Origin of the sequence: Devosia faecipullorum (assembly GCF_015158295.1) — a bacterium.
In the GTDB taxonomy this organism is placed as follows: Bacteria; Pseudomonadota; Alphaproteobacteria; order Rhizobiales; family Devosiaceae; genus Devosia; species Devosia faecipullorum.
Genome location: NZ_JACDXV010000001.1, coordinates 877,592 through 900,540, shown reverse-complemented (window position 1 = coordinate 900,540; position 22,949 = coordinate 877,592). Strand labels below are relative to the sequence as shown.

Annotated in this window: 18 protein-coding genes and 1 tRNA gene; 8 read left to right on the top strand and 11 right to left on the bottom strand. The window is 62.6% G+C overall.

All coding sequences use genetic code 11. From position 1 onward, the window contains the following. Positions 1-61 precede the first annotated feature (61 nt). From phoU to H0482_RS04425, 6 genes are all read right to left on the bottom strand, one after another. Complete coding sequence (gene phoU / locus H0482_RS04450) at positions 62-772, bottom strand: phosphate signaling complex protein PhoU (RefSeq protein ID WP_193728788.1); 711 nt, start codon at positions 770-772, stop codon at positions 62-64. A gap of 20 nt (positions 773-792) precedes the next feature. Next, positions 793-1,566, bottom strand: coding sequence for a phosphate ABC transporter ATP-binding protein PstB (gene pstB, locus H0482_RS04445; RefSeq protein ID WP_193729090.1), 774 nt, complete (start codon positions 1,564-1,566; stop codon positions 793-795). A gap of 74 nt (positions 1,567-1,640) precedes the next feature. After that, entirely contained in the window at positions 1,641-2,996 is a 1,356-nt protein-coding gene (pstA, locus tag H0482_RS04440) for a phosphate ABC transporter permease PstA (RefSeq protein ID WP_193728787.1), read from the bottom strand. After that, positions 2,993-4,372 carry a phosphate ABC transporter permease subunit PstC gene (pstC, locus tag H0482_RS04435; RefSeq protein WP_193728786.1) on the bottom strand — a complete coding sequence of 460 codons (1,380 nt, stop codon included), beginning with the start codon at positions 4,370-4,372 and terminating at the stop codon, positions 2,993-2,995. Before pstC ends, pstA begins: the two co-directional genes overlap by 4 nt. Positions 4,373-4,444: 72 nt before the next feature. Further along, a complete protein-coding gene (locus H0482_RS04430) occupies positions 4,445-5,458 on the bottom strand; it encodes a PstS family phosphate ABC transporter substrate-binding protein (protein ID WP_193728785.1) in 1,014 nt (337 codons plus the stop codon). Positions 5,459-5,678: 220 nt separating this feature from the next. After that, a complete protein-coding gene (locus H0482_RS04425) occupies positions 5,679-6,434 on the bottom strand; it encodes an IclR family transcriptional regulator domain-containing protein (protein ID WP_193728784.1) in 756 nt (251 codons plus the stop codon). Between the two features lie 307 nt (positions 6,435-6,741). Between H0482_RS04425 and H0482_RS04420 the strand changes: the two genes are divergently transcribed. Next, positions 6,742-6,817 (top strand) — tRNA-Ile (locus H0482_RS04420). 73 nt (positions 6,818-6,890) lie between these two features. Here H0482_RS04420 and H0482_RS04415 read toward each other — a convergent pair. The 3 genes from H0482_RS04415 to H0482_RS04405 all read right to left on the bottom strand — a co-directional run bounded on the left by H0482_RS04415 (position 6,891) and on the right by H0482_RS04405 (position 8,414). Next, positions 6,891-7,397 (bottom strand): YqhA family protein, encoded by a 507-nt coding sequence (locus H0482_RS04415; RefSeq protein WP_193728783.1) that lies wholly within the window; start codon positions 7,395-7,397, stop codon positions 6,891-6,893. Positions 7,398-7,542: 145 nt separating this feature from the next. Next, a complete protein-coding gene (locus tag H0482_RS04410; RefSeq protein WP_193728782.1) occupies positions 7,543-7,788 on the bottom strand; it encodes a hypothetical protein in 246 nt (81 codons plus the stop codon). A 14-nt stretch (positions 7,789-7,802) separates the two neighbouring features. Continuing rightward, positions 7,803-8,414, bottom strand: coding sequence for a LysE family translocator (locus tag H0482_RS04405; protein WP_193728781.1), 612 nt, complete (start codon positions 8,412-8,414; stop codon positions 7,803-7,805). Positions 8,415-8,595: 181 nt separating this feature from the next. On the opposite strand from H0482_RS04405, the gene H0482_RS04400 reads away from it, so the two are divergent. After that, entirely contained in the window at positions 8,596-10,176 is a 1,581-nt protein-coding gene (locus tag H0482_RS04400; protein WP_193728780.1) for an ABC-F family ATP-binding cassette domain-containing protein, read from the top strand. Between the two features lie 100 nt (positions 10,177-10,276). Here H0482_RS04400 and H0482_RS04395 read toward each other — a convergent pair whose 3' ends face one another. Continuing rightward, complete coding sequence (locus H0482_RS04395) at positions 10,277-11,218, bottom strand: nucleoside hydrolase (RefSeq protein ID WP_193728779.1); 942 nt, start codon at positions 11,216-11,218, stop codon at positions 10,277-10,279. A 140-nt stretch (positions 11,219-11,358) separates the two neighbouring features. On the opposite strand from H0482_RS04395, the gene H0482_RS04390 reads away from it, so the two are divergent. Then, positions 11,359-12,612, top strand: a complete 1,254-nt coding sequence (locus tag H0482_RS04390; protein WP_193728778.1) for an AI-2E family transporter — start codon at positions 11,359-11,361, stop codon at positions 12,610-12,612. Here H0482_RS04390 and H0482_RS04385 read toward each other — a convergent pair. Next, positions 12,609-13,496: a GGDEF domain-containing protein gene (locus tag H0482_RS04385; protein ID WP_193728777.1), complete on the bottom strand. Its 888-nt coding sequence runs from the start codon at positions 13,494-13,496 to the stop codon at positions 12,609-12,611. The genes H0482_RS04390 and H0482_RS04385 overlap by 4 nt on opposite strands. A gap of 267 nt (positions 13,497-13,763) precedes the next feature. On the opposite strand from H0482_RS04385, the gene H0482_RS04380 reads away from it, so the two are divergent. The 5 genes from H0482_RS04380 to H0482_RS04360 all read left to right on the top strand — a co-directional run bounded on the left by H0482_RS04380 (position 13,764) and on the right by H0482_RS04360 (position 22,937). Next, entirely contained in the window at positions 13,764-16,235 is a 2,472-nt protein-coding gene (locus H0482_RS04380; protein ID WP_193728776.1) for a glycogen/starch/alpha-glucan phosphorylase, read from the top strand. 102 nt (positions 16,236-16,337) lie between these two features. Further along, positions 16,338-18,533, top strand: a complete 2,196-nt coding sequence (gene glgB / locus H0482_RS04375; RefSeq protein ID WP_330998192.1) for a 1,4-alpha-glucan branching protein GlgB — start codon at positions 16,338-16,340, stop codon at positions 18,531-18,533. A 57-nt stretch (positions 18,534-18,590) separates the two neighbouring features. Then, positions 18,591-19,862: a glucose-1-phosphate adenylyltransferase gene (gene glgC, locus H0482_RS04370; protein ID WP_193728774.1), complete on the top strand. Its 1,272-nt coding sequence runs from the start codon at positions 18,591-18,593 to the stop codon at positions 19,860-19,862. Further along, positions 19,862-21,322 (top strand): glycogen synthase GlgA, encoded by a 1,461-nt coding sequence (gene glgA / locus H0482_RS04365; protein ID WP_193729089.1) that lies wholly within the window; start codon positions 19,862-19,864, stop codon positions 21,320-21,322. Before glgC ends, glgA begins: the two co-directional genes overlap by 1 nt. Continuing rightward, on the top strand, positions 21,303-22,937 hold the full coding sequence (locus H0482_RS04360) for an alpha-D-glucose phosphate-specific phosphoglucomutase (protein ID WP_193728773.1): 1,635 nt from the start codon (positions 21,303-21,305) through the stop codon (positions 22,935-22,937). Before glgA ends, H0482_RS04360 begins: the two co-directional genes overlap by 20 nt. The last annotated feature ends 12 nt before the right edge of the window (positions 22,938-22,949 follow it).

Genomic DNA, 22,949 nt, shown 5'->3' with positions numbered 1-22,949 from the left:
TTGTTTCCCTCCCCCTCCCCTCAAGGGGGAGGGAGGCGCAGATCGATGCGCCGGCGTTCAGTCACGCCTTGATCTGCTGGCGCTGCAATTGCTGTTCTTCGGCGGTCAATTGCTTGCCGGTGGCCAGATAATAGGCGCGTTCGGCGATATTGGTGGCGTGGTCGCCGACGCGCTCGAGGTTCTTGGCGCAGAACAGCAGATGGGTGCAGGTGGTGATGTTGCGGGGATCTTCCAGCATGTAGGTGAGCAATTCGCGGAACAGGGAGGTGTGCATGGCGTCCACCTCGTCGTCGCGGTTGCACACATCGATGGAGGCCGCAGCGTCGCGATTGGCATAGGCATCGAGGGCGTCCTTGACCTGGCGCAGCACCAGGGCGGTCATGTTCTTGACGCCGTTATAGAAGGTGGGTTGCAGGTTGATGCCTTCGAGCTTGAGCGAGCGGCGGGCCAATTGCTTGGCCATGTCGCCGATGCGTTCAAGATCGTTGGCGACGTGGATGGCGGTGATGATGGCGCGCAGATCGCTGGCCATGGGCTGGCGGCGGGCGATCATGGACACGGCCATGTCATCGATCTTGCGCTGCATGGCGTCGATGCGCTGGTCGGCGATGATGGTGATGTCAGCCAGTTCGCGGTCGAGCTTAAGCAGCGCGCGGGTGCCGTTTTCGATGGCGACTTCGACCTGACCGCCCATTTCGGCGATGGACTGGGCCAGGGTCTGCAATTCTTCGCTATAGGCGGTGACGATGTGTTCGGCGCCGGTATTGGGCATGACGATCTCCTTTGCCGCGATCAGCCGATACGGCCCATGATGTAGTCCTGGGTCTGCTTGTTCACCGGATTGGTGAAAATCTCCTCGGTGTCGCCCTGCTCGATCAGGTTGCCGAGGTGGAAGAAGGCGGTCTTCTGGCTGACGCGCGCCGCCTGCTGCATCGAATGGGTGACGATGACGATTGTGTAATTGGTGCGCAATTCGTCGATCAATTCCTCGATGATGGCCGTGGCGATGGGGTCCAGCGCCGAGCAGGGCTCGTCCATGAGGATGACTTCGGGGCCCACGGCGATGGCGCGGGCGATGCAGAGGCGCTGCTGCTGGCCGCCGGACAGGCCGGTGCCGGGCTCGTTGAGGCGGTCTTTGACCTCCTCGAACAGGCCCGCCTTGCGCAGCGAGGAGGTGACGATCTCGTCGAGATCGGTTTTGTTGCGGGCCAGGCCATGGATGCGCGGGCCATAGGCGACATTGTCATAGATCGACTTGGGGAAGGGATTGGGCTTCTGGAACACCATGCCGACGCGGGCGCGCAATTCCACCACGTCGAGGTCGGGCGCGTAGATGTCCTGCCCGTCCAGCTCGATCCTGCCGCCGACCCGCGCGCCCTCAATGGTGTCGTTCATGCGATTGATGCAGCGCAGGAAGGTGGACTTGCCGCAGCCCGAGGGGCCGATAAAGGCGGTGACGGCGCGGTCGGGAATGTCGATCGAAATGCCGTGCAGGGCCTGCTTGGCGCCGTAATGGACAATGACGTCGCGGGCGGTGAGGCGGATATTAGGGTCGGGCATGTTCATGGGGTCCAGAGCGCTGCGGGGCTTGGTAACGGGCGGTTTGGTCTCGTTGGCCAGCAAATCCAATGGTCGGCTCCTTAAGCGCGCTTTTCAAGACGCGACCGCAAGAAGATGGCGATGGCGTTGAGGCTGATCATGAAGGCCAGCAGCACCATGATCGCGGCGGAGGTGCGCGGCTCGAAGAAATTGCGGTTTTCATTGCCCTGCCAGAGATAGATCTGCACCGGCAGGGCGGTGGCCTGTTCGATGGGCGTGCCGGGCACGGCGGCGACAAAGGCATTCATGCCGATGAGCAGGAGCGGGGCGGTTTCGCCCATAGCCTGGGCGACACCAATAATGGTGGCGGTGAGAATGGAGGGGAAAGTGACCGGCAGGACGTGATGGAACACCATCTGCGTGCGCGATGCGCCCATGCCGAGGGCGGCCTGACGCAAAGCCGGGGAGACGCCCTTGAGCGCGGCGCGGGTGGCGATGATGATGGTGGGCAGGGTCATCAGCGTCAGCACCAGACCACCGGCCAGCGGCGCGGAGAGCGGCAGGCGGAACCAGTTGATGAAGACGGCTGCGCCGAGCAGGCCGAAGACGATGGATGGCACGGCGGCGAGGTTGTTGATATTGACCTCGATGAGATCGGTCAGCCGCGATTTGGGCGCGAATTCCTCGAGATAGATGGCGCTGCCGACCCCGAGCGGCACGGCGAGGATGATGACGATCAGCATCATCCAGAACGTGCCCATCAGCGCGCCGAGCAGACCCGCCGAAGCGGGGGCCGAGCGGGAATCCACATTGGTGAACAGCGACCAGGCAAAGCCCTGGGTGATGGTGCCGTTTTCGACAAAGGTGTCGATGAGGGCGCGGGCGGGAGCGGAGAGCTGCTGCTGGGCGTCGCCGAGGTCGCGATTGATATTGCCCTTGACCCAATTGTCGGTATTGGCCGAGGCGAGCACGTCGATGCCGACGCTCTGGCCGAGCAGGTCAGGATCGTTGACGAAAAGCTCGCGGACGCGGTGGCGGGCATCGGTCTCGGCAATGGTCAGGATCTGGCGGGCATCGATCTCGAAGCCAGCCGGTGCGGCGTCGCGCAGGGCAGCCTCGATCACATTGTTCCAGTTGAGCATGGCCACCTGCCGTTCCCAGCCGAGGCGGGCGGCGCGGAAATCGGCATCGGACTGGCCGGCGGTGCGGACCGGGGCCGGGTCCACCTTGATCAGCTCCGGGTCGAAGCTGACTTCGAGATGGAGATTGGACTGGGTGAAGGCCGGAATGCCCTTGCGCAGCACGTCGGTGAACAACAGGGCGACGAAGCCCAAAGCCAGGCAGATGGCGACGATGCCAAACAGGCGGAACAGGCGCTCGTTCAGATGGCGCCGGGCGAGGCCCGAGCGCACGAGCTGGCGGCGTTGGGCGGCGGAAGCGAGCGTCGTGTCGGTCATTCGTACTGCTCCCGGAAGCGGCGGACAATGTAGAGGGCGACGATGTTGAGGCAGAGCGTCATGATGAAGAGCGTGAGGCCCAGCGCGAAGGCGACCAGCGATTGTGGCCCGGTGAAATCGGTGTCGCCGGTGAGCTGGTTGACGATGGAAACGGTGATGGTGGAGACCGGCTCCAGCGGATTGCCGCGCAGGATCGGGGCATTGCCGGCAGCGAGCACCACGATCATGGTTTCGCCGATGGCGCGGCTGACGGCGAGGAGGAAGGCGCCGACAATGCCGGGCAGGGCGGCGGGCAGCAGCACATTGCGGATGGTTTCCGACTGGGTGGCGCCCAGGCCATAGGCCCCGTCGCGCAGGGAGCGCGGCACCTGGTTGAGAATGTCGTCGGAGAGCGAGGAAATGAAGGGGATGATCATCACGCCCATGACCAGCCCGGCAGTGAGGGCGGAGGTGGCGCTGATCGAGAGGCCGATCCCCGAACCGAGATCGCGCAGGAAGGGGCCGACCGTCACCAGGGCGAAGAAGCCATAGACGATGGTGGGAATGCCGGCGAGGATTTCGATGACCGGCTTGACCAGCCGGCGCACATTGGCGTGCGCATATTGGTTGAGATAGATGGCGGTCATCAGGCCCACCGGTACGGCCACCAGCATGGCGATGGCCGAAATCATCAGCGTGCCGGTCAGCAAGGGGAGGAGGCCGTACTGACCCGCGTCGCCGCTGCCGGTGGATGAGAATTTCGGCGCCCAGACGGTGCCGAAAAAGAAATCGAGCGGATTGACATAGGTGAAGAAGCGAAAGGCTTCAGTGACCAGCGAGGCGACGATGCCCAGAGTGGTCAGGATCGCCACGGCGGAACAGGCGATCAGCGCCCAGGAGATGAAGCGTTCAACCTCGTTGCGGGCGCGCAGGCGCGGATTGATGCGGCGCCGGGCGAAGCCAAGGCCGAGAATGCCCAGGCCGGCCGCGGCGGCAATCATGATGAGAAAGGACAGAAGCTGGAAGCGGGCGAGATTTTCACCGGCCGCCGGCTCGAAGGGGCGCAGTTCGCCGGTGACGCCGAAGCCGGAGGCCAGGTCGCGGATGCGCTGCATCTGCTGGTTGAGGCCCACCTGATCGAGGCTGGTCAGCACGTCGGCGGGAATCTGCGAGACAATGTACCAGTGGGTGACGCCCGGGGAGAAGAAGGCCCAGATGGCCAGAACCAGAACGGCCGGGATAAGCGTCCAGAGAGCGACCAGCGCGCCGTGATATTGGCCGCGCGAATGGACGCGCATGCCTTGCGGGGTGACGAGGGCGCGGCTTTTGGACCAGCCCAGTTGATAGGCGACGCTCAGCAGAACGAGGAGGAGTCCGGCGACGATGAAAGTGTTCAATTGTCAGGCTTCCTCGATTGGTCCTGGGCGTGGATGCGGGCCGCCTTTGGTCAGGCGGCCCGCTCAGTTCGATCAATTCTGGAAGGCAGCGAGGACTTCGGCGGTGACCTCTGCCGGCTGCGGGATGAGGCCAGCGGCTTCGAGAATGCCGCCATTGCCCGACACGCCCTCGGAGAGGAAATATTCGGTGAAGTCGACAAGGCCGGGGATCACGCCGATATGCTGGCCCTTGACGTAGAAGAAGAGCGGGCGCGAGACCGGGTATTCACCGGCGGCAACGGTTTCCAGCGATGGGGTGATGCCATCAATGGTGGCAACCTTGAGACTGTCGCGGTTCTGGTCGTAGAAGGAGAGGCCGAAGACGCCGACAGTGTTGGGATCGGCGGTGAGGCGGGCCAGCGTCTCGGTATAGTCACCGGCGATTTCCACCACCACATCCTGGCGGAACGTGGTTTCGACGGCGAGCTTTTCCTCATCGGTCAGGCCATCGGGAAGGCCGGCAGCCTTGGCGCCCGGAGTGATGACCTTTTCCTGGAAGACTTCACGGGTGCCGTGATTGGAGGCGGGGATGGCCAGAGCAATCGGCTGGGCGGGGAGCGACGCATCGATCTGGTCCCAGCTTGTATAGGGATTGTCGACCAGTTCGCCATCGACCGGAACCTTGGCGGCGATGGCCTTGAACAGCTGGACCGGGGTCAGGGCGAAGTCGCCGCCGGTCGCGGCGGAGGCGAAGACGATGCCGTCGAAGCCGAATTGGATTTCACGGATGTCGGTGACGCCATTGGCCGCGCAGGCTTCGCGCTCGGAATCCTTGATGGCGCGGGAGGCATTGGCGATGTCGATGGTGTTGTCGCCAACGCCTTCACAGAACTGGCGGAAGCCGCCGCCCGTGCCGCCCGAACCCACGACCGGGGTCTTGAACTCGGGGAAGGTGGCGCCGAATTCTTCAGCGACGATCGAGGAGAAGGGCAGGACCGTGGAGGAGCCGGCGATCTGGATGGTGTCGCGCGACTGGGCGTAGGCCGGCGCGGCGCCGAGGGCGGCGAGCGCGATGATTGCGGCGCTGGCATGGAGTGCGGTCTTCATGGGGATTTCCCTTTCGGAATTCATTGCAAACATGGCCAGCCATTTCCTTGGGGCCGCCCTGTGACGCGGCCGAACATAGAAGTGCGTGACGACGGTTTTATTGCAATTGCGTGACTGGTTTGTGACAGTCGATGTTATTGAAATATAACGTTATTTTATTGAACAATGGGACTTTTCGCACTCTGTGACACATGCTGAAATCGGGCTTGCAGCGCCCGGTTCAGCGCAGCAGCGGACGGACTTCGGCCTGGACCTTGCGCATCAGCGGCAGGAATTGAGCAATCATGCGGGAGGTGGGGGAGCGGGCTGTCTGGGCGCCGATATTGATGGCGGCGACCACCCGGTTGCGTGAATCATGCAACGGCACGGCGATCGAGCAGAGACCGAGTTCGAGTTCCTGATCGATGACGGCAAAGCCCTGTGCGGCGATGACGGCCAGTTCGGTGGTGATGCTGGCCATGTCGGCCTTGCTCTTTTCCGTATAGGCCACGAGTTCGGAGCGTTCGAGGATCGCGTTTGCCTCGTCGGCGGGAAGGGCGGCGAGCAGGGTTCGGCCCATGGAGGTGCAATAGGCCGGCAGCCGCGCGCCCGGCGCCAGATTGATCGACATGACGCGCCGGTTGGAGGCGCGCGCGACATAGAGAATGTCGGTGCCTTCGAGGACGGCGGCGGAACTGCTTTCGCCGGTGGCATGCGCAAGTTCTTCCAGAAACGGCTGAAGCAGGCGGGGCAGGGGCGTCGCCGCGAGGTAGGAATGACCCAGATTGAGAATACGCGGGGTCAATTCGAAGAATTTGCCGTCATAGGTGGCATAGCCCAGATGGACGAGCGTCAGCAGGCAGCGACGCGCGGTGGCGCGTTCGAGGCCGGTGCGCTGGGCCACGTCGGTGATGGACATGCGCGCATGTTCGGCGTCGAAACATTCGACCACGGCGAGGCCGCGAACCAGACCATGGATGATGTCGCCCTGTCGCATGTGCGCCTACCGGATTTCGTGCGGATAGCGCATTGCTATTGGGTTTTGCAGGCCAAGGGAATGCTGCCGTGGGGGCATGGATGCCAAAGCGTGGGGCAAACAGCTCTCGGGGGCGGGCTCAAGGGCCGCACGGTGGGAGGGAGTGGGTTGGGGAAGCGCAAGGCGCGCATTTTGGCCGCGCCGGGAGGAGGGATCGGGAGGCGCGGCGCTGGTGCGTGGCGGCAGGTGTCGTGGGAAAACGTCAATGTTCAAATGCACCAATTCAGCATTTGACACCGGCAATTACCCTGCTAAGACCTCCGCGCAGGGGCCTATAGCTCAATGGTTAGAGCCGAGTGCTCATAACACTCTGGTTCCAGGTTCGAGTCCTGGTGGGCCCACCATTTTCTTTTCCTGCATCGTCACGACTGACCCGCGGGCGATGATGCCGGGGCGCCGGAGGCGGGGCCGGGTGGATCAATTGTGGATCGTGCGCAGGAAATAGGTGAGCGCTGCGATCATGATCGCGACGCCGGCTCCAAGGTAGATGATGTCGGGGCTGCCGGACCACACCATGGCTTCGCCGAGAAAAAACACTGCCAGAACGGTGATGACGACGCCGACCAGCTTCGACTTCAGATCATCAAGCGTTTCGATCTTGATCCATTTCGGCAGCGGAATGTCCTGGTTGAAATATAGCTGGTAAAGCCCGAGAGAGACCACCTGAACGACCGTTGCCAGCAAGAAAAGATCGACAATCTCAATGGCATGCAGCAAGGCCTGGTCGTGCCTGATCCTCTGGCCGGGGCCGAACAGATCGATACCCAGATTGTAGGTTTCAACGGCGCCGTAGATCATGAGTGCAGTTGCGGCGAAGAAGGTCGCGATGACCGGGATGATCATCAACCATCGCACCACGCCGCCCACGACCCGAAGAGCCGGTGAACTGGCAGGCGGATTATCGATGTCGGGTGTGTCGGTCATATCTTGATCCATTGATGACCCATAACTTTAGGCGGATATGGCGGCCGGCGACAATCACCAAATTGCCGCCTGGGCAACGTGTTCCAGCCTGCTCTGGTCCTGGAAGCGGTCGCGACAGGCCGCGGAAGATCTTTGATGGAAGCGGTCAGGCCTGCTTGGACAGCTTGATGCGGTTCATGGCGATGCGGGAGGTGATGTCCCCCATGGCGACGGATTTATTGACCTGGATATTGCCGAAAGTGCTGGCCTGCGCATTCATCTTGGCGATGGCCTCCCGTGCCTGGGCGCGGCGGTCGCGGTGAAACTGCAACTGCTCGTAGGACGAGAGCTGCGTGACGCTCCAGCGCGTGATTCTTCCCAAGCCTGCCATGAAGGGAAGGATGGTCGGCAAGAATTAATGCCGGGTTAATGTTGCAGGACGACCAGTCCGGCGGCTCCGGCCATCATGGCGCTGGCGGTCTTGTTGAGGCGGCCAAGCGCCTTTTCGCTGCGGAACATTTCCCGCGCGGCGGAGGCCAGCCAGGCATAACCGCAGCCGATGACCAGCAGGACGATCACCACGATGGCGGTCAATTCGACAAAGGCCAGCGGGTTCATCTCGCCCAGCGGTACCACGGTGGGCAGGATGGCCAGATAGAAGACGATGGTCTTCGGATTGCCCATGGTCAGCGAAAAACCGGCGAGGAAGGTTTTCCAGCCATCCTCGTTTTTCGGCTTCATCTGCTCGGCGCCCGGCTTCGCGGTCCAGAATTTCCAGGCGATATAGAGCAGGTAGGCCGCGCCGGCCCAGCGGACCAGAACGAACACGGCGCCGAAATGAGTGGCGATGGCGGCGAGGCCGAACACCGCGAAGAGAAAATAGACCAGATCGCCCGCCAGAATGCCCAGCACCATGGGGAAGGCGCCCTTGAACCCGCCACCCAGGGCGCGGGCGACGACGGCGGCGACGCCGGGGCCGGGCACCAGCACGGCAATGGCATAGGCAATGGTGAAGGCGGCGAGGGTGAAAAGGTCCATCTGGGCGGGTCCGGCTTGAAGGCGGGCGGACACTACGCCTGTGTTTGCCGATTTGCCAGAGGTTGACGCGGGGCGGAAGAGGACTATTTTTTAAGGCATCGCAATTCGACCGGACGGTACCCAATGGATCTCTACCCCAACGCAAAGCCAGCCTGCTCTGCCAATGGGGATTTTCCGATCCATGCCTTCTTCCGTCACGATCTCGCGGCTGACCTATAACGGTCCTGACGGCCGCACGCTTTTTTCCAATCTCGATCTGAATTTCGGCCCCGGGCGCACCGGGCTTGTCGGCCGCAATGGCGTGGGCAAGACGAGCCTGTTCCGGCTCATTTCCGGCGATCTCGTCCCCGGCTCGGGCTCGATCAGCGTTGCCGGAAGGATCGGTGTCCTGCGTCAGCAGGTGCAGCCCGGCCCCGAGGAGAATATCGCCGATCTGTTCGGTATCGGGCCTGCGCTCAAGCTCGTGGAGCGCGCCATGATGGGCGAGGCCAGCGCCGACGAACTGGCGGAGGCCGACTGGACGCTGGAGGCGCGGCTGGACGGAGCGCTGGCGGCACTCGGGCTCGATGCCGGGCCGCAGAAGCTATTGGCGCAATTGTCCGGCGGGCAGCGGACTCGGGCCGCGCTGGCGGCCTTGGTGTTTGACGAGCCCGAGCTGATCCTTCTCGACGAGCCGACCAATAATCTCGATGCGGAGGGACGCTCTGCCGTGGCGAACATGCTGGCGCAATGGCGCGGCGCGGCCATCGTCATCAGCCATGATCGCGAATTGCTGGATGGCATGGATGCCATTGTCGAACTGACCGGGCTCGGCGCGACGAGCTATGGCGGCAATTGGAGCTTTTACCGGGAGCGCAAGGCGCTGGAACTGGTGGGGGCGCAGCGTGATCTGGACGTCGCCGAACGGCAGGTGCGCGATGGGGCGAAAGCGGCGCAGGAGGCGCGGGAACGACAGGATCGGCGCGATGCCGGCGGACGCCGGAAGGCAGCGCGAGGCGATGCACCCAAAATCCTGCTCGGCGGATTGAAACGGCAGGCGGAGGCCACGGCCGGCGGACTGGACCGGCTGGCGGAAAAGCAGGCCGACACGGCAGCTTTGCAGGCGGAAGCAGCGCGGGCGAGGATCGAAGTTCTGACGCCCTTTGCCGTCAAGCTCGCCCCCAGCGGGTTGCCGGGCGGGAAGATGGTGCTGCGGGCGCAGGGATTGGCGGGCGGGCACGACCCTGATCGTCCGGTGATCCGGGATTTTTCGATGGAAATGATCGGGCCGGAACGGGTGGCGCTGACCGGAAACAATGGCGTGGGCAAGACGACGCTGCTCAAACTGCTGACCGGCGGTTTGGAGCCGCTTGCGGGAACGGTGCAGATCGGCGGCAGAATGGCGCTCTTGGATCAGCAGGTGGCTTTGTTGCAGCGCGACGAAACCATTGTGGAGAATTTCCGGCGGCTCAACCCCGACAGTTCCATCAATGATTGCCGCACGGTGCTGGCGGCCTTCATGTTCCGCAATGACGCGGCCCTGCAAAAAGTGGGCACGCTGAGCGGCGGAGAAATGCTGCGGGCGGGGCTGGCCTGTGCGCTGGGCGGCAAGACGGCCCCCATGCTGCTGGTGCTGGACGAGCCGACCAACCATCTCGATGTCGAGGCGATCGAAGTGGTGGAAGCGGGGCTGCGCGCCTTTGACGGGGCGCTGCTGGTGGTCAGCCACGACCGGGCGTTTCTGGAGGCGATCGGGGTGGCGCGGGAGGTGCGGCTGGGGTGAAAACCCTGCGTGTGGCACTTGCCCGTCACAAGAACCGTGCTGCCCTCGGGTCGAGCCCGAGGGCAGCATCGTGGTTGTGGCGCTATTCTCGACTGACCGTTTAAGGCAGGCGTGCCAGGCGCTCGGTCAGGAGCTTGTAGAAGCCCTCGGCATTGCCGGAGCGCAGATAATTGGCGTTATGGGCGCGGCCGGTGACGTGCCAGTAGTCGACCACGGTCATGCCGATGGTCAATTCGCTCGCCGTCTCGATGGCGACATTGCAATGGCGGCCTTCGAAGAGTTCGGGCTGAAGCAGCCAGGCGATGACGGTGGGGTCATGCAGCGGCGCGCCTTCCCAGCCATATTTCTTGAGGTCGAAACTCTCCGAGAAGGTCAGCATGTCATAGACCGCCTGACCGCTCTTGTTTCCCAGCGCCCTGATGGCGTTAAGCCGCGATGGCGTGGACTGAATCATGTGGGTGACGTCGAGCGGCTGGATGGTGATCGGGGCGCCGCAGCGCATCACCACGTCGGCGGCTTCGGGATCGACATAGATGTTGAATTCGGCGGCCGGCGTGATGTTGCCGACCTCGAAATAGGCCCCACCCATCATGACGATTTCCTGGATGCGCTCGGCGATACGCGGCTCCTTGATCAGCGCCATGCCGATATTGGTCAGCGGCCCGAGCGTGCACAGGGTGATGGTCTTCGGTTCGGCATTCATCAGCGTCTCGATAATGAAATCGACGCCGTGCTGGGCCTGAAGCGGAATAGTGGGTTCGGGCAGGTCGGGGCCGTTGAGGCCGGTATCGCCATGCACATGCTCGGCGGTGACCAATTGCCGGCGCATGGGGCGGACGCTGCCGGCATAGACCGGAATATCGGTGCGGCCGGACAATTCCACCACCTTGCGGGCATTGATGGCGTTCTGGGCGAGGCCGACATTGCCCGCCACCGCGACCACGCCGAGCACGTCGAGTTCCTCGGGCGAGGCCAGGGCGAGGAGGATGGCGACGGCATCGTCCTGGCCGGGGTCGGTATCAATGATGATCTTGCGGGACATGAGATTTCTTCTGGCAAACGGGAAAGATTCGCCGCGGAGCTTATCGAAGCGCCCGGAAATGGTCGATGGCCCGCAGGCGGGGGAGGAACGAAAGCGCGGGCCGGGGCGTTTTGCGGCCACAATTTCGAGACGGAATTCCCATGAGCCAAAACCCGGTCAAGGCCGATCCTGCCGAGATGAATGAAAGCCAGTTCGAGCGTGTCCTCAACAATGCGGCGCGGCTGGCGGTGGTGGGGATCGGCTTTGCCGTCCTACTCATGGTGTTGCAGGCCGGGCAGGTGTTTCTGGCGCCGGTTACGCTGGCCATCGTCATCGGGCTGATGTTCGGGCCGGTGGCCGACAGGGTGGAAAGCTGGGGCGTGCCGCCAGCACTGTCGGCGGGGGTGGTGGTGTTGCTGCTGCTGGCGGTGATTGCCGGTTTTGCGACTCTCTTTGCCGTGCCGCTGAGCGAATGGGTGGCGCGGGCCCCCCTGATCTGGTCCAAATTGCAGGAGCAATTGGCCAATCTGCGCGAACCGCTGGAATCGATCAGCGCATTCCAGGCGCAGATCGGGGACGTGCTGGGCAGCGGCGGCGCCATGGCGGTGACCGTGGAGGACAGCAGCGCGGTGACGGGCGTCGCCATGCTTGCTCCGGCGGCGCTGGCACAGGTGGCGATCTTTCTGGCCAGCCTCTATTTCTTCGTCGCCACGCGCGACCATATCCGCATGTCAGTACTGTCGATGTGCGTCACCCGCCGGATGCGCTGGCGCACGGCGCATGTGTTCCGCGACGTCGAGTTCAAGGTCAGCCGCTTCCTGCTATCGGTGACCATGATCAATTTCTGCGTCGGCACGGCGGTGACGCTGGCCATGTGGGCCATCGGCATGCCTTCGCCCCTGCTGTGGGGAGCGATGGCGGCGGTGCTCAATTACGTGCCCTATGTGGGCCAGGCGATCATGATCACGGTGTTGCTGGCGGTGGGGCTGGGCACGCAGACCGATCTGCTGGCGATCCTGTTGCCGGTCATTTGCTATGCCAGCATCAATTTTGTCGAAGGGCAGATTTTTACCCCGCATTTCATCGGGCGGACGCTGACGCTCAATCCCTTCATCATCTTCCTCTCGATCACCTTCTGGATCTGGGCCTGGGGTCCGGTGGGCGGGCTAGTGGCGGTGCCGACGCTATTGATCGCGCAATCGATCATCGCCCATGCGCTGCCCAGCAAGCCGGTCATGCCGCGCCGCCCGGTGCGGCGCACGCGCAATATGAGCGACCGCGAGGAATTGCTGGCCAATGCGGCACAGGCGATCCGTGAGCAGCGTCAGGACGAAACCGGCGAGGAGCGCAAGCAGGAGCGGATGGTGCCACCGCGCGGAACCGGGCCAACGGGCATTGAGCCGAGCGCCGGCTAGAGCGGCGCACCGCGTTTCATTTCATACATTTTCGCATCGGCCCGCTGATAGAGCGCCGCAATATCCTCGCCCGGCTCCAGACGGGCCATGCCGATCGCGCTGCCGACAGACAGGATAATGCCATTGATATTCATGGGCTTGCCGATCGCGGCGAGCAGGTCATCGATACGCGCCTGAGGCAAATCCTGCCCACCGGTATGGAACAGGATAGCGAATTCGTCGCCGCCGATGCGCGCGACGAAATCATTGCCGCGCCGGCTTTCATGCAATCTCGTGCTGACGAGGCGGAGCACTTCGTCGCCAATGGCGTGACCGTGGATGTCGTTGATGGCCTTGAAGCCATTGAGGTCCAAGAGCGCCAGGATCGGGGGGGCGGCGGTGGGGTTGCGAAAGGCCTTGTTGAGCTGTTCATCGAAGGCGCGTCGGTTGGGGAGCCCCGAAATGACGTCGGTGCGGGCCAGCGTTTCCAGCGTTTCTTCGTGCTTGCGCTGCTCGGTTACGCGCGAGGAAATGTCGACAATGATTTCGACGTCATATTGCGTGCCCCCGATGACGCTGCGCTGGGACGAGATAAGGGTCGGCACGACGACGCCATCGGCACGGTGAATTTCGACATATTCGCCGACATATCCACCCTCTTTTTCGAGCCTGTCGTGGCGTCTGGCCCGCGCCTCGTCTTCATGGACGGTTTTTTCGACAACCCTGACCCCGCGCAATTCCGACCAGCTTCTGCCGACCAGTGACAGATAGGCATCATTGACCCGCAGATAGCGGGATTCGCGGCCTTCGCTGGTCGTGATCGACATGGCGATGGGCGATATGGCGAACATGCTGGAGAGCAGTTGGTTCAAGATCTGTGGAGGGATTTTCTCGTCATCAGACATGGCATGCTCCGTATCGGCGACCATTATCCGAGGCTGTTCAGTAATTTACCGTTACGCGAATGGGTTAAGGCAGGGTTCGACCCCATGCTTTTGGGCGGAGCGGGGCGCGACGGCGAGCGCCGGAGGCGGATGGGGCTTCGTCCCATTCGGCGCATGGCTGTCCGAGCCGGATTGGCGCCAGACGCATGGGGGCTTTTCCGTGCACAAATTAAGTGCAAGACTGGCTGCATTCTGAGGGGAATATCGTCATGAACATTGGATCGCGTGATGCCGCAACAGCCGATCGTCTACGATGCTCCCACCCCCGAGCCCCGTGCCAGCAGCGTTGAGGCCATCCAGGCCGAAATCCTCGAAAGACTGATCTATTCGGTTGGCAAGGATCCCATAGTCGCCCGGCCCCATGACTGGCTGCGGGCCACTATCTTGGCGGTGCGCGACCGCATCATGGACCGCTGGATGGAAAGCTCGCGCGAAACCTGGCGAACCTCGCACAAGCGCGTCTATTATCTCAGCCTCGAATTCCTGATCGGCCGGCTCATGCGCGACGCGATGAGCAATGTGGGGCTGATGGAGCCGGTGCGGCAGGCGCTCAAGAACCTCAATGTCGATCTGGGCGACCTGATCAACCTGGAGCCCGATGCGGCTTTGGGCAATGGTGGGCTGGGGCGTCTCGCCGCCTGTTTCCTTGAATCCATGTCCTCGGTGAATATTCCCGCCTACGGCTATGGCATCCGCTATGTGCACGGCCTGTTCCGCCAGGAAATGAGCGAAGGCTGGCAGGTGGAACTGCCCGAGGAATGGCTGGCGCACGGCAATCCGTGGGAATTCGAGCGCCGGGAAAGCGCCTATGAAGTCGGGTTTGGCGGGCATGTCGAGCCGGTGACCGACCCCGATGGCGAAATGCGGCAGGAATGGCGGCCCAACGAGCATCTGCTGGCCGTGGCCTATGACACGCCCATCGTCGGCTGGCGCGGGGCGCGCGTGAACACGCTGCGCCTGTGGAGCGCGCAGCCCATCGATCCGATCCTGCTCGAAAAGTTCAATTCCGGCGACCATATCGGGGCGTTGGAGGAAAGCGCCAAGGCGGAAGCCATTACCCGCGTGCTCTATCCGGCAGATTCGACGGCGGCGGGCCAGGAATTGCGGCTGCGTCAGGAATTCTTCTTCTCCTCTGCGTCGTTGCAGGACATCGTGCGCCGCCATCTCCAGCAATATGGCGAATTGCACTCCCTGCCGGACAAGGTGGCGATCCAGCTCAACGACACGCATCCGGCCATTTCGGTGGCCGAACTGATGCGCATCCTGATCGATGAGAAGGGGCTGAAATGGGCTGACGCCTGGCGGCTGACCAAGGCCACCTTCGCCTATACCAACCACACGCTGCTGCCCGAGGCATTGGAAAGCTGGCCGGTCGCGCTGCTGGAACGGCTGCTGCCGCGCCATATGCAGATCATCTACCAGATCAATGCCGATGTCTTGGCCGAGGCGCGCGCCAAGGCTGGCTTTACCGACCAGCGCGTGGCGGCGGTGTCGCTGATCGACGAACATGGCGGGCGGCGCGTGCGCATGGGGCAATTGGCCTTTGTGGGCTCCCATTCGATCAATGGCGTGTCTGGGCTCCATACCGAATTGATGAAGCAGACCGTGTTCTCGGACCTGCACGATCTTTATCCCGAGCGCATCAACAACAAGACCAATGGCATCACGCCGCGCCGCTGGCTGATGCAGTGTAATCCCGGGCTGACCCGATTGATCAGCGACCGCATCGGTCCTGAATTCCTCGACGATATCGACAAGCTCAAGGCGCTGTCGGCGCATGCGGAAGATCCCGGGTTCCAGCAGCAGTTCGCCGCGGTGAAGCTGGAGAACAAGGTGCAGCTGGCGCGGCTGATCAAGGACCGGATGAACATTGCCGTCTCGCCGGAAGCGATGTTCGACGTGCAAATCAAGCGCATCCACGAATATAAGCGGCAATTGCTCAATATCGTGCAGGCAGTTGCGCTTTATGACGACATCCGCGCTCATCCCGAGCGCAATTGGGTGCCGCGCGTCAAGATTTTTGCCGGCAAGGCCGCTCCCAGCTATTGGAATGCCAAGCTGATCATCAAGCTGATCAATGACGTGGCGCGGGTGATCAATCACGATCCGGCGGTGCGGGGCCTGCTCAAGGTGGTGTTCCTGCCCAATTACAATGTGAGCCTGGCCGAAGTCATCGTGCCGGCGGCCAATCTCAGCGAGCAGATCTCGACCGCAGGCATGGAAGCCTCGGGCACCGGCAATATGAAATTCATGGCCAATGGGGCGCTGACCATCGGCACCATGGACGGCGCCAATGTCGAAATGCACAAGGAAGTGGGGGCGGACAATATCATCATTTTCGGCCTCACCGCCGATGAAGTGGCGGAGAAGCGCGGCCGTTCGGAAGTGCCAAGGGCGGCGATTGATGCCTCGCCGCGCCTGCGCGAAGCCCTCGAGACCATCGCCTCGGGCGTGTTTTCCCCGGACGATCCGCATCGCTATCGCGACCTGATCGGCGGGCTCTACGACCATGACTGGTTCATGGTGGCGCGCGATTTCGACGCCTATGCGGCGGCGCAGGCAAGGGTGGACCAGATCTGGAGCGACCCGGCCCGCTGGAACGCCATGGCCATCCGCAACACGGCCAATGTCGGCTTCTTCTCTTCGGACCGCACGATACGGCAATATGCTGCCGATATATGGAACGTGCCGACATCTTAGATCGAGGCGCGCGAGGACAGGAAGGGTTGAACGAGAAGGCCTCCTGTCGCGTTGTTCATATGCTTCCCGCGGCAGGCGGGGAGTGAGTGGGGGAAAGTGGGCGTGAGTTCAAACAAGGAAAACTGGCAGGCTGACGGGAGCGAGGTGGAGGCCATTGTCGCCGGCCGTCACGCCGACGCCTTTGCCTTTCTCGGACTGCATCAGGTCGGCGACGACTGGGTGTTGCGGGCCTTTGTGCCACATGCCGAATCCCTCAATGCCTATACGCTGGATGGCACGAAGCTGGGCCATATGATCCCGCGCCACGCCGCCGGCTTCTTCGAGGCCAAGGTCGACATAAGAGCCCGCCAGCCCATCCGCTATGAAGCGAAAAATGCCGGTGGCACATGGACATTGTTCGACGCCTATTCCTTCGGGCCGGTGCTGGGACCGATGGACGATTTCTATATCGGCGAAGGCAGCCACTTGCGCATGTTCGACAAGATGGGCGCCCACGAAATGGAATTCGAGGGCATTCACGGCACCCATTTCGCCGTCTGGGCTCCCAATGCGCTGCGCGTCTCGGTGGTGGGGCCGTGGAATGAATGGGATGGACGCCGCCATCCGATGCGCAATCGCAATGGCATCTGGGAAGTGTTCATCCCGGTGCTGGGCACCGGCACGATCTATAAATACGAGATCGTCGGGCCCGATGGAATGGTGCTGCCGCTCAAGGCCGACCCGTTTGCCCGGCAGGCCGAGATGCGGCCGCGCAATGCCTCGGTGGTGCCGGACCCCACCCCGTTCAAATGGACGGATAACAAATATATGGAAGAGCGCGCCAGCCGCGACTGGCGGCGCACGCCGATGGCCATCTATGAGGTGCACCTAGGCTCATGGCGCCGCCGCCCCGATGGCAGCTTCATGTCCTATGACCAATTGGCCGAGCAATTGGTGCCCTATGCCGCCGATATGGGCTATACTCATCTCGAATTCCTGCCCATTTCCGAGCACCCATTCGATCCGAGCTGGGGCTATCAGCCGACCGGGCTCTATGCGCCCACTTCGCGGTTCGGCGATCCGTCCGGTTTCGCGCGGCTGGTCAATGCGGCGCACGAGGCGGGGCTGGGGGTGATCCTCGACTGGGTTCCCGCCCATTTCCCCACCGACGATTTCGGGCTGGCCCGGTTCGACGGCACGGCGCTCTATGAGCATGAAGACCCCAGGCAGGGCTATCACCCGGACTGGAATACGGCGATCTACAATTTCGGGCGCAAGGAGGTTTCGGCCTTCCTCACCAATAATGCGCTCTATTGGTTCGAGACATTCCATATCGACGGGCTGCGCGTCGATGCGGTGGCCTCGATGCTCTATCTCGACTATTCGCGCCAGCCGGGCGAATGGGTGCCCAACCAGCATGGCGGCAACCAGAACCTGGAAGCCGTGGCCTTCCTGCAAAGGGTCAATGCCGAGGTCTATCGGCAATTTCCCGGCGCCTTCATGATCGCCGAGGAATCCACCTCATGGCCGGGCGTCAGCGCGCCGACCTATGCCGGGGGCCTGGGGTTCGGGTTCAAATGGAACATGGGCTTCATGAACGACACATTGCGGTTCATGAGCCGCAATGCCGTGCATCGCCGGTTCCATCACAGCGACATGACCTTTGGCATGATGTATGCCTTTTCCGAGAATTTCGTGCTGCCGCTGAGCCATGACGAAGTGGTGCATGGCAAGGGCTCGCTGCTCAACAAGATGCCGGGCGATGACTGGCAGCAATTTGCCGGCCTGCGCGCCTATCTCGCCTATATGTGGGGCTATCCGGGCAAGAAGCTCCTGTTCATGGGCCAGGAATTCGGGCAGCGCGAGGAATGGTCGGAGAACAAGGCGCTGGACTGGTGGCTGCTCGATGCGCCCGGTCATGAGGGGCTGCGGCGGCTGGTCGCCGATCTCAACGCCGCCTATCGTAGCCTGCCGGCCCTCTATGAACGCGATTGCGAGCCGGAAGGGTTCGAATGGGTGATCGCCAATGACCATGCCAATTCGGTGCTGGCCTGGCTGCGCAAGGCGCCGGGCGCCGATCCGGTGCTGGTGATCTCCAATTTAACGCCGGTGCCGCGCAGCGGCTACAAGGTGCCGCTGCCGCTGGTGGGGCGCTGGGTGGAGCGGATCAATACAGACGCCGGCTGGTATGCCGGCGGCAATAGCGGAAATCAGGGTGGCATCAACGCCTATGCCGTTGAGGGGCGGCATTTGCCGGCGGAGGCGGAACTGCATCTGCCGCCGCTCGCAACCCTGTTCCTGAAATACGAGCCGGAATAGGGCCGGCTTATCTGGATACGTTCCGGTTCAATCCGGGCAAAAGTGGAGGGAAGAAGAATGGCAGATTATCGAGTCCCGTCGCCGCTGGCGCGTGAAGCCATGGCCTATGTGCTCGCCGGTGGGCGGGGCACCCGCCTGATGGAACTGACCGACCGGCGCGCCAAGCCTGCGGTCTATTTCGGCGGCAAGGCGCGCATCATCGATTTCGCGCTATCCAATGCCATCAATTCGGGCATTCGCCGCATTTCGGTGGCGACGCAATATCAGGCGCACAGCTTGATCCGCCACCTGTCGCGGGGCTGGAACTTCCTGCGCCAGGAACGCAATGAAAGTTTTGACGTATTGCCGGCCTCCCAGCGGGTGTCGGAAACCCAATGGTATGAAGGCACCGCCGACGCCGTCTATCAGAACATGGACATCATCGAGGATTACGGCGCGCGCTATATCGTCATTCTCGCGGGCGACCATATCTACAAGATGGACTACGAAATCATGCTGCGCCAGCACGTGGATACCGGCGCTGACGTGACCATCGGGTGTCTGGAAGTGCCGCGCATGGAAGCCACCGGCTTCGGCGTGATGCATGTGGATGGACGCGACCGGGTGGTCGATTTCGTCGAAAAACCGAAAGACCCGCCGGGCATTCCCGACCGTCCCGACATGGCGCTGGCCTCAATGGGCATCTATATCTTCGAGACGCGCTTCTTGATGGAACAGCTCAAGCGCGACGCCGCAACCGAAGGATCGAGCCGCGATTTCGGCAAGGACATCATCCCCTATATCGTCAAGAACGGCACGGCCTGGGCGCATCGGTTCAACCGCTCCTGCGTGCGTTCCAGCAATGAAAAGATCGCCTATTGGCGCGATGTGGGGACGGTAGATGCCTATTGGAAGGCCAATATCGACCTCACCGACATCAATCCGCAGCTCGATCTTTATGACCGCGACTGGCCGATCTGGACCTATGCGGAAATCACCCCGCCGGCCAAGTTCGTGCATGATTTCGACGGGCGGCGCGGCTCGGCGGTCAATTCGCTGGTGTCGGGCGATTGCATCATTTCGGGCGGGCATTTGCAGCGCACTTTGCTGTCCACCGGCTCGCGGGTCCATTCCTATTCGGTGCTCGAAGAGGCGGTGGTGCTGCCCTATTGCGATGTCGGACGCAATGCGCGGCTCAAGAAGGTGGTGATCGACCGCGGGGTCAACATCCCCGAAGGCCTGGTGGTCGGGGAAGATCCCGAATTCGACAGCAAATGGTTCCACCGCACCGATGAAGGGGTGACGTTGATCACCCAGCCGATGATCAACAAATATCTGGCGGACCGATGATCGAGGTTCTTTCGGTCGCTTCGGAAATCTATCCCCTGATCAAGACCGGCGGGCTGGCCGACGTGGCGGGAGCGCTGCCGGCGGCATTGGTCGAATCGGGTGTCACCATGCGCACGCTGCTGCCGGGCTATCCTGCCGTCGTGGGCAGGATTGCGGGCGGGCGGGAAGTGGCGCGGTTCGACGATCTGTTCGGCGTGACCGGGCGGCTGATCGCCGGGCGGGTGGAGGGGCTCGACCTCATCGTGCTCGATGCGCCCGCGCTCTACGATCGGCCTGGCAATCCCTATATGGGGCCGGAGGGCTGGGATTGGCCGGACAACTGGAAGCGCTTCGCCGCCCTGAGCTGGGTCGCGTCGGAGCTTGGGCTGGGGCTTGTGGAGGGTTATCGCCCGCAAGTGATCCATGCCCATGACTGGCAGGCGGGCCTGGTTCCCGCCTATGTCAAATTCGGTCCCTCCGCGACGCTCAAGACGGTAATGACCGTCCACAACATGGCGTTCCAGGGCACGTTCGGCGCGGATATTTTCTCGCAATTGCGCCTGCCGCTGCATGCCTTTTCGGTGGAGGGCGTCGAATATTACGGCGGCGTCGGCTATCTCAAGGCCGGGGTCGAATGCGCCGATGTGGTGACGACGGTGTCGCCGTCCTATGCCGACGAAATCCGCACACCGGCTTTCGGCATGGGGCTGGAAGGGCTGCTCAACAACCGGTCCGGCACCGTGTTCGGCGTGCTCAACGGCATCGACATGCAGGCCTGGAATCCCGCCACCGATCCGGCGCTGAAGCGCAATTATTCCGCCGGCACCATCCAGGGGCGGACGGATAACAAATGGGCGGTGCTGGAAGCCTTCGGGCTCGATGTGCTCGACGGCCCGCTCTTTGCCGTGGTCAGCCGCCTGACCTGGCAGAAGGGCATCGACCTGCTGGCCGCCAATATCGACATGCTGGTGGCGCAGGGCGGGCAGCTCGCCGTGCTCGGCTCGGGCGATGCCGAACTGGAAAACGCCATCCGCGCGGCAAGCCTGCGCCATCCGGGCAAGGTGGGGTTGATCACCGGCTATAACGAGGCGCTGAGCCATCTCATGCAGGGGGGCGCCGATGTGATGATGGTGCCCTCGCGGTTCGAGCCTTGCGGGCTGACCCAGCTCTATGCGCTGCGTTATGGCAGCATTCCGCTGGTCAGCCGCGTCGGCGGGCTCAACGATACGGTGATTGACGCCAATGTGGCGGCATTGCAGGCCGAGGTGGCCACGGGCGTGCAATTCGCGCCGCCGGACGAGCAGGCCCTGGCCAATGCGATCCGGCGCGTGTTCGAACTCTACAAAGACCAGAAATCCTGGAAGAAAATGCAGAGGCGGGGGATGAAATCGGACGTGAGCTGGGCCTCCAGCGCCGCCCATTATGCCCAGATCTACGCTTCGCTTACCGGAATGACGCTCAATGACGATCCTGACAGTTAAGACCAATCCTTATTCCGACCAGAAGCCCGGCACGTCCGGCCTGCGCAAGCGGGTCAAGGCCTATAGCCAGCCCAATTATGTCGAGAATTTCATCCAGTCGATCTTCGATAGCCTGGATGGGATCGAGGGCCAGACTTTGGTGATCGGCGGCGATGGCCGTTTCTACAATGACGTCGCCATCCAGAAGGCCATCCGCATCGCCGCGGCCAATGGCTTCGGCCGGGTGCTGGTGGGGCGGGGCGGTATCCTGTCCACCCCGGCGGCCAGCCATATCATCCGCCATTATGGAGCGTTCGGCGGGCTGGTTCTTTCCGCCAGCCACAATCCCGGCGGGCCGGACGGAGATTTCGGCATCAAGTACAATATCGGCAATGGCGGTCCCGCCCCCGAAAAGATCACCGATGCGGTGTTTGAGCGGAGCAAGGTGATCGAGAGTTACCGGACGCTCGACACGCCGGACATCGATCTCGACACGATCGGCACCCAGCAGGTGGGCGGCATGGCGGTCGAAATCATCGATCCGGTCGCCGATTATGCTGCGCTGATGCAGACCTTGTTCGATTTCGACGCGATCCGCGGCATGTTCGCCTCCGGCTTCCGCATGACGTTCGACGCCATGCATGCGGTGACCGGGCCCTATGCCCATGCCATTCTTGAAGGGATGCTTGGCGCACCCAAGGGAACGGTGATCAATGGCGTGCCGTCGCCCACGTTCAATCACGGGCATCCCGATCCGAACCTGGTCTATTGCAAGGAGATGCATGACCTGCTGATGACGCCGGACGGCCCCGATTTCGGCGCGGCGTCGGATGGCGACGGCGACCGCAATCTGATCATCGGCAAGAACCGCTTCGTCACGCCCTCGGATTCGCTGGCGCTGCTGGCGGCCAATGCGCATCTGGCGCCCGGCTATCGCGGCGGCATTGCCGGGATCGCCCGTTCCATGCCGACCAGCGCCGCCGCCGATCGGGTGGCGGAAAAGCTCGGCATCGAGATGCACGAGACGCCGACGGGCTGGAAATTCTTCGGCAACCTGCTCGATGCGGGCCGGGTGACCATTTGCGGCGAGGAAAGCGCGGGCACGGGCTCGAACCATGTGCGCGAGAAGGACGGGCTCTGGGCGGTGCTGCTCTGGCTCAATATTCTGGCAGTGCGCAAGCAGGGCGTCGATGCGATCGTACGCGAGCATTGGCGCCTCTATGGCCGCAATTATTATACACGGCACGACTACGAGGAGGTCGATGCCGCCATCGCCAATAATCTGGTTGATGACCTGCGGGGGCAATTGGCTGCACTGCCGGGCAGGGTGTTCGAGGATGACCTGCAGATCGCCTATGCCGATGATTTCACCTATCTCGATCCGGTGGACGGCTCGACCAGCGCCAGGCAGGGCATCCGCATCGGCTTTACCGATGGATCGAGAATAGTTCTGCGCCTGTCAGGAACCGGGACCGTGGGTGCGACGTTGCGGGTCTACCTTGAACGTTATGAAGCTCCCGATGGACGGCATGATCTCGATACCCAGCTCGCCCTCGAGCCCCTTATCGGGATCATCGAAAGCCTTGCCGGAATCCGAGCGCGCACTGGCCGAAGCGAACCCAGCGTCATCACCTAAGCGAGCCTTGTC

Coding starts and splice junctions, on each gene's coding strand:
- phoU (WP_193728788.1), bottom strand. CDS start 772: ATGCCCAATACCGGCGCCGAACACATCGTCACCGCCTATAGCGAAGAA.
- pstB (WP_193729090.1), bottom strand. CDS start 1,566: ATGAACATGCCCGACCCTAATATCCGCCTCACCGCCCGCGACGTCATT.
- pstA (WP_193728787.1), bottom strand. CDS start 2,996: ATGACCGACACGACGCTCGCTTCCGCCGCCCAACGCCGCCAGCTCGTG.
- H0482_RS04430 (WP_193728785.1), bottom strand. CDS start 5,458: ATGAAGACCGCACTCCATGCCAGCGCCGCAATCATCGCGCTCGCCGCC.
- H0482_RS04425 (WP_193728784.1), bottom strand. CDS start 6,434: ATGCGACAGGGCGACATCATCCATGGTCTGGTTCGCGGCCTCGCCGTG.
- H0482_RS04415 (WP_193728783.1), bottom strand. CDS start 7,397: ATGACCGACACACCCGACATCGATAATCCGCCTGCCAGTTCACCGGCT.
- H0482_RS04405 (WP_193728781.1), bottom strand. CDS start 8,414: ATGGACCTTTTCACCCTCGCCGCCTTCACCATTGCCTATGCCATTGCC.
- H0482_RS04400 (WP_193728780.1), top strand. CDS start 8,596: ATGCCTTCTTCCGTCACGATCTCGCGGCTGACCTATAACGGTCCTGAC.
- H0482_RS04395 (WP_193728779.1), bottom strand. CDS start 11,218: ATGTCCCGCAAGATCATCATTGATACCGACCCCGGCCAGGACGATGCC.
- H0482_RS04390 (WP_193728778.1), top strand. CDS start 11,359: ATGAGCCAAAACCCGGTCAAGGCCGATCCTGCCGAGATGAATGAAAGC.
- H0482_RS04385 (WP_193728777.1), bottom strand. CDS start 13,496: ATGTCTGATGACGAGAAAATCCCTCCACAGATCTTGAACCAACTGCTC.
- H0482_RS04380 (WP_193728776.1), top strand. CDS start 13,764: ATGCCGCAACAGCCGATCGTCTACGATGCTCCCACCCCCGAGCCCCGT.
- glgC (WP_193728774.1), top strand. CDS start 18,591: ATGGCAGATTATCGAGTCCCGTCGCCGCTGGCGCGTGAAGCCATGGCC.
- H0482_RS04360 (WP_193728773.1), top strand. CDS start 21,303: ATGACGATCCTGACAGTTAAGACCAATCCTTATTCCGACCAGAAGCCC.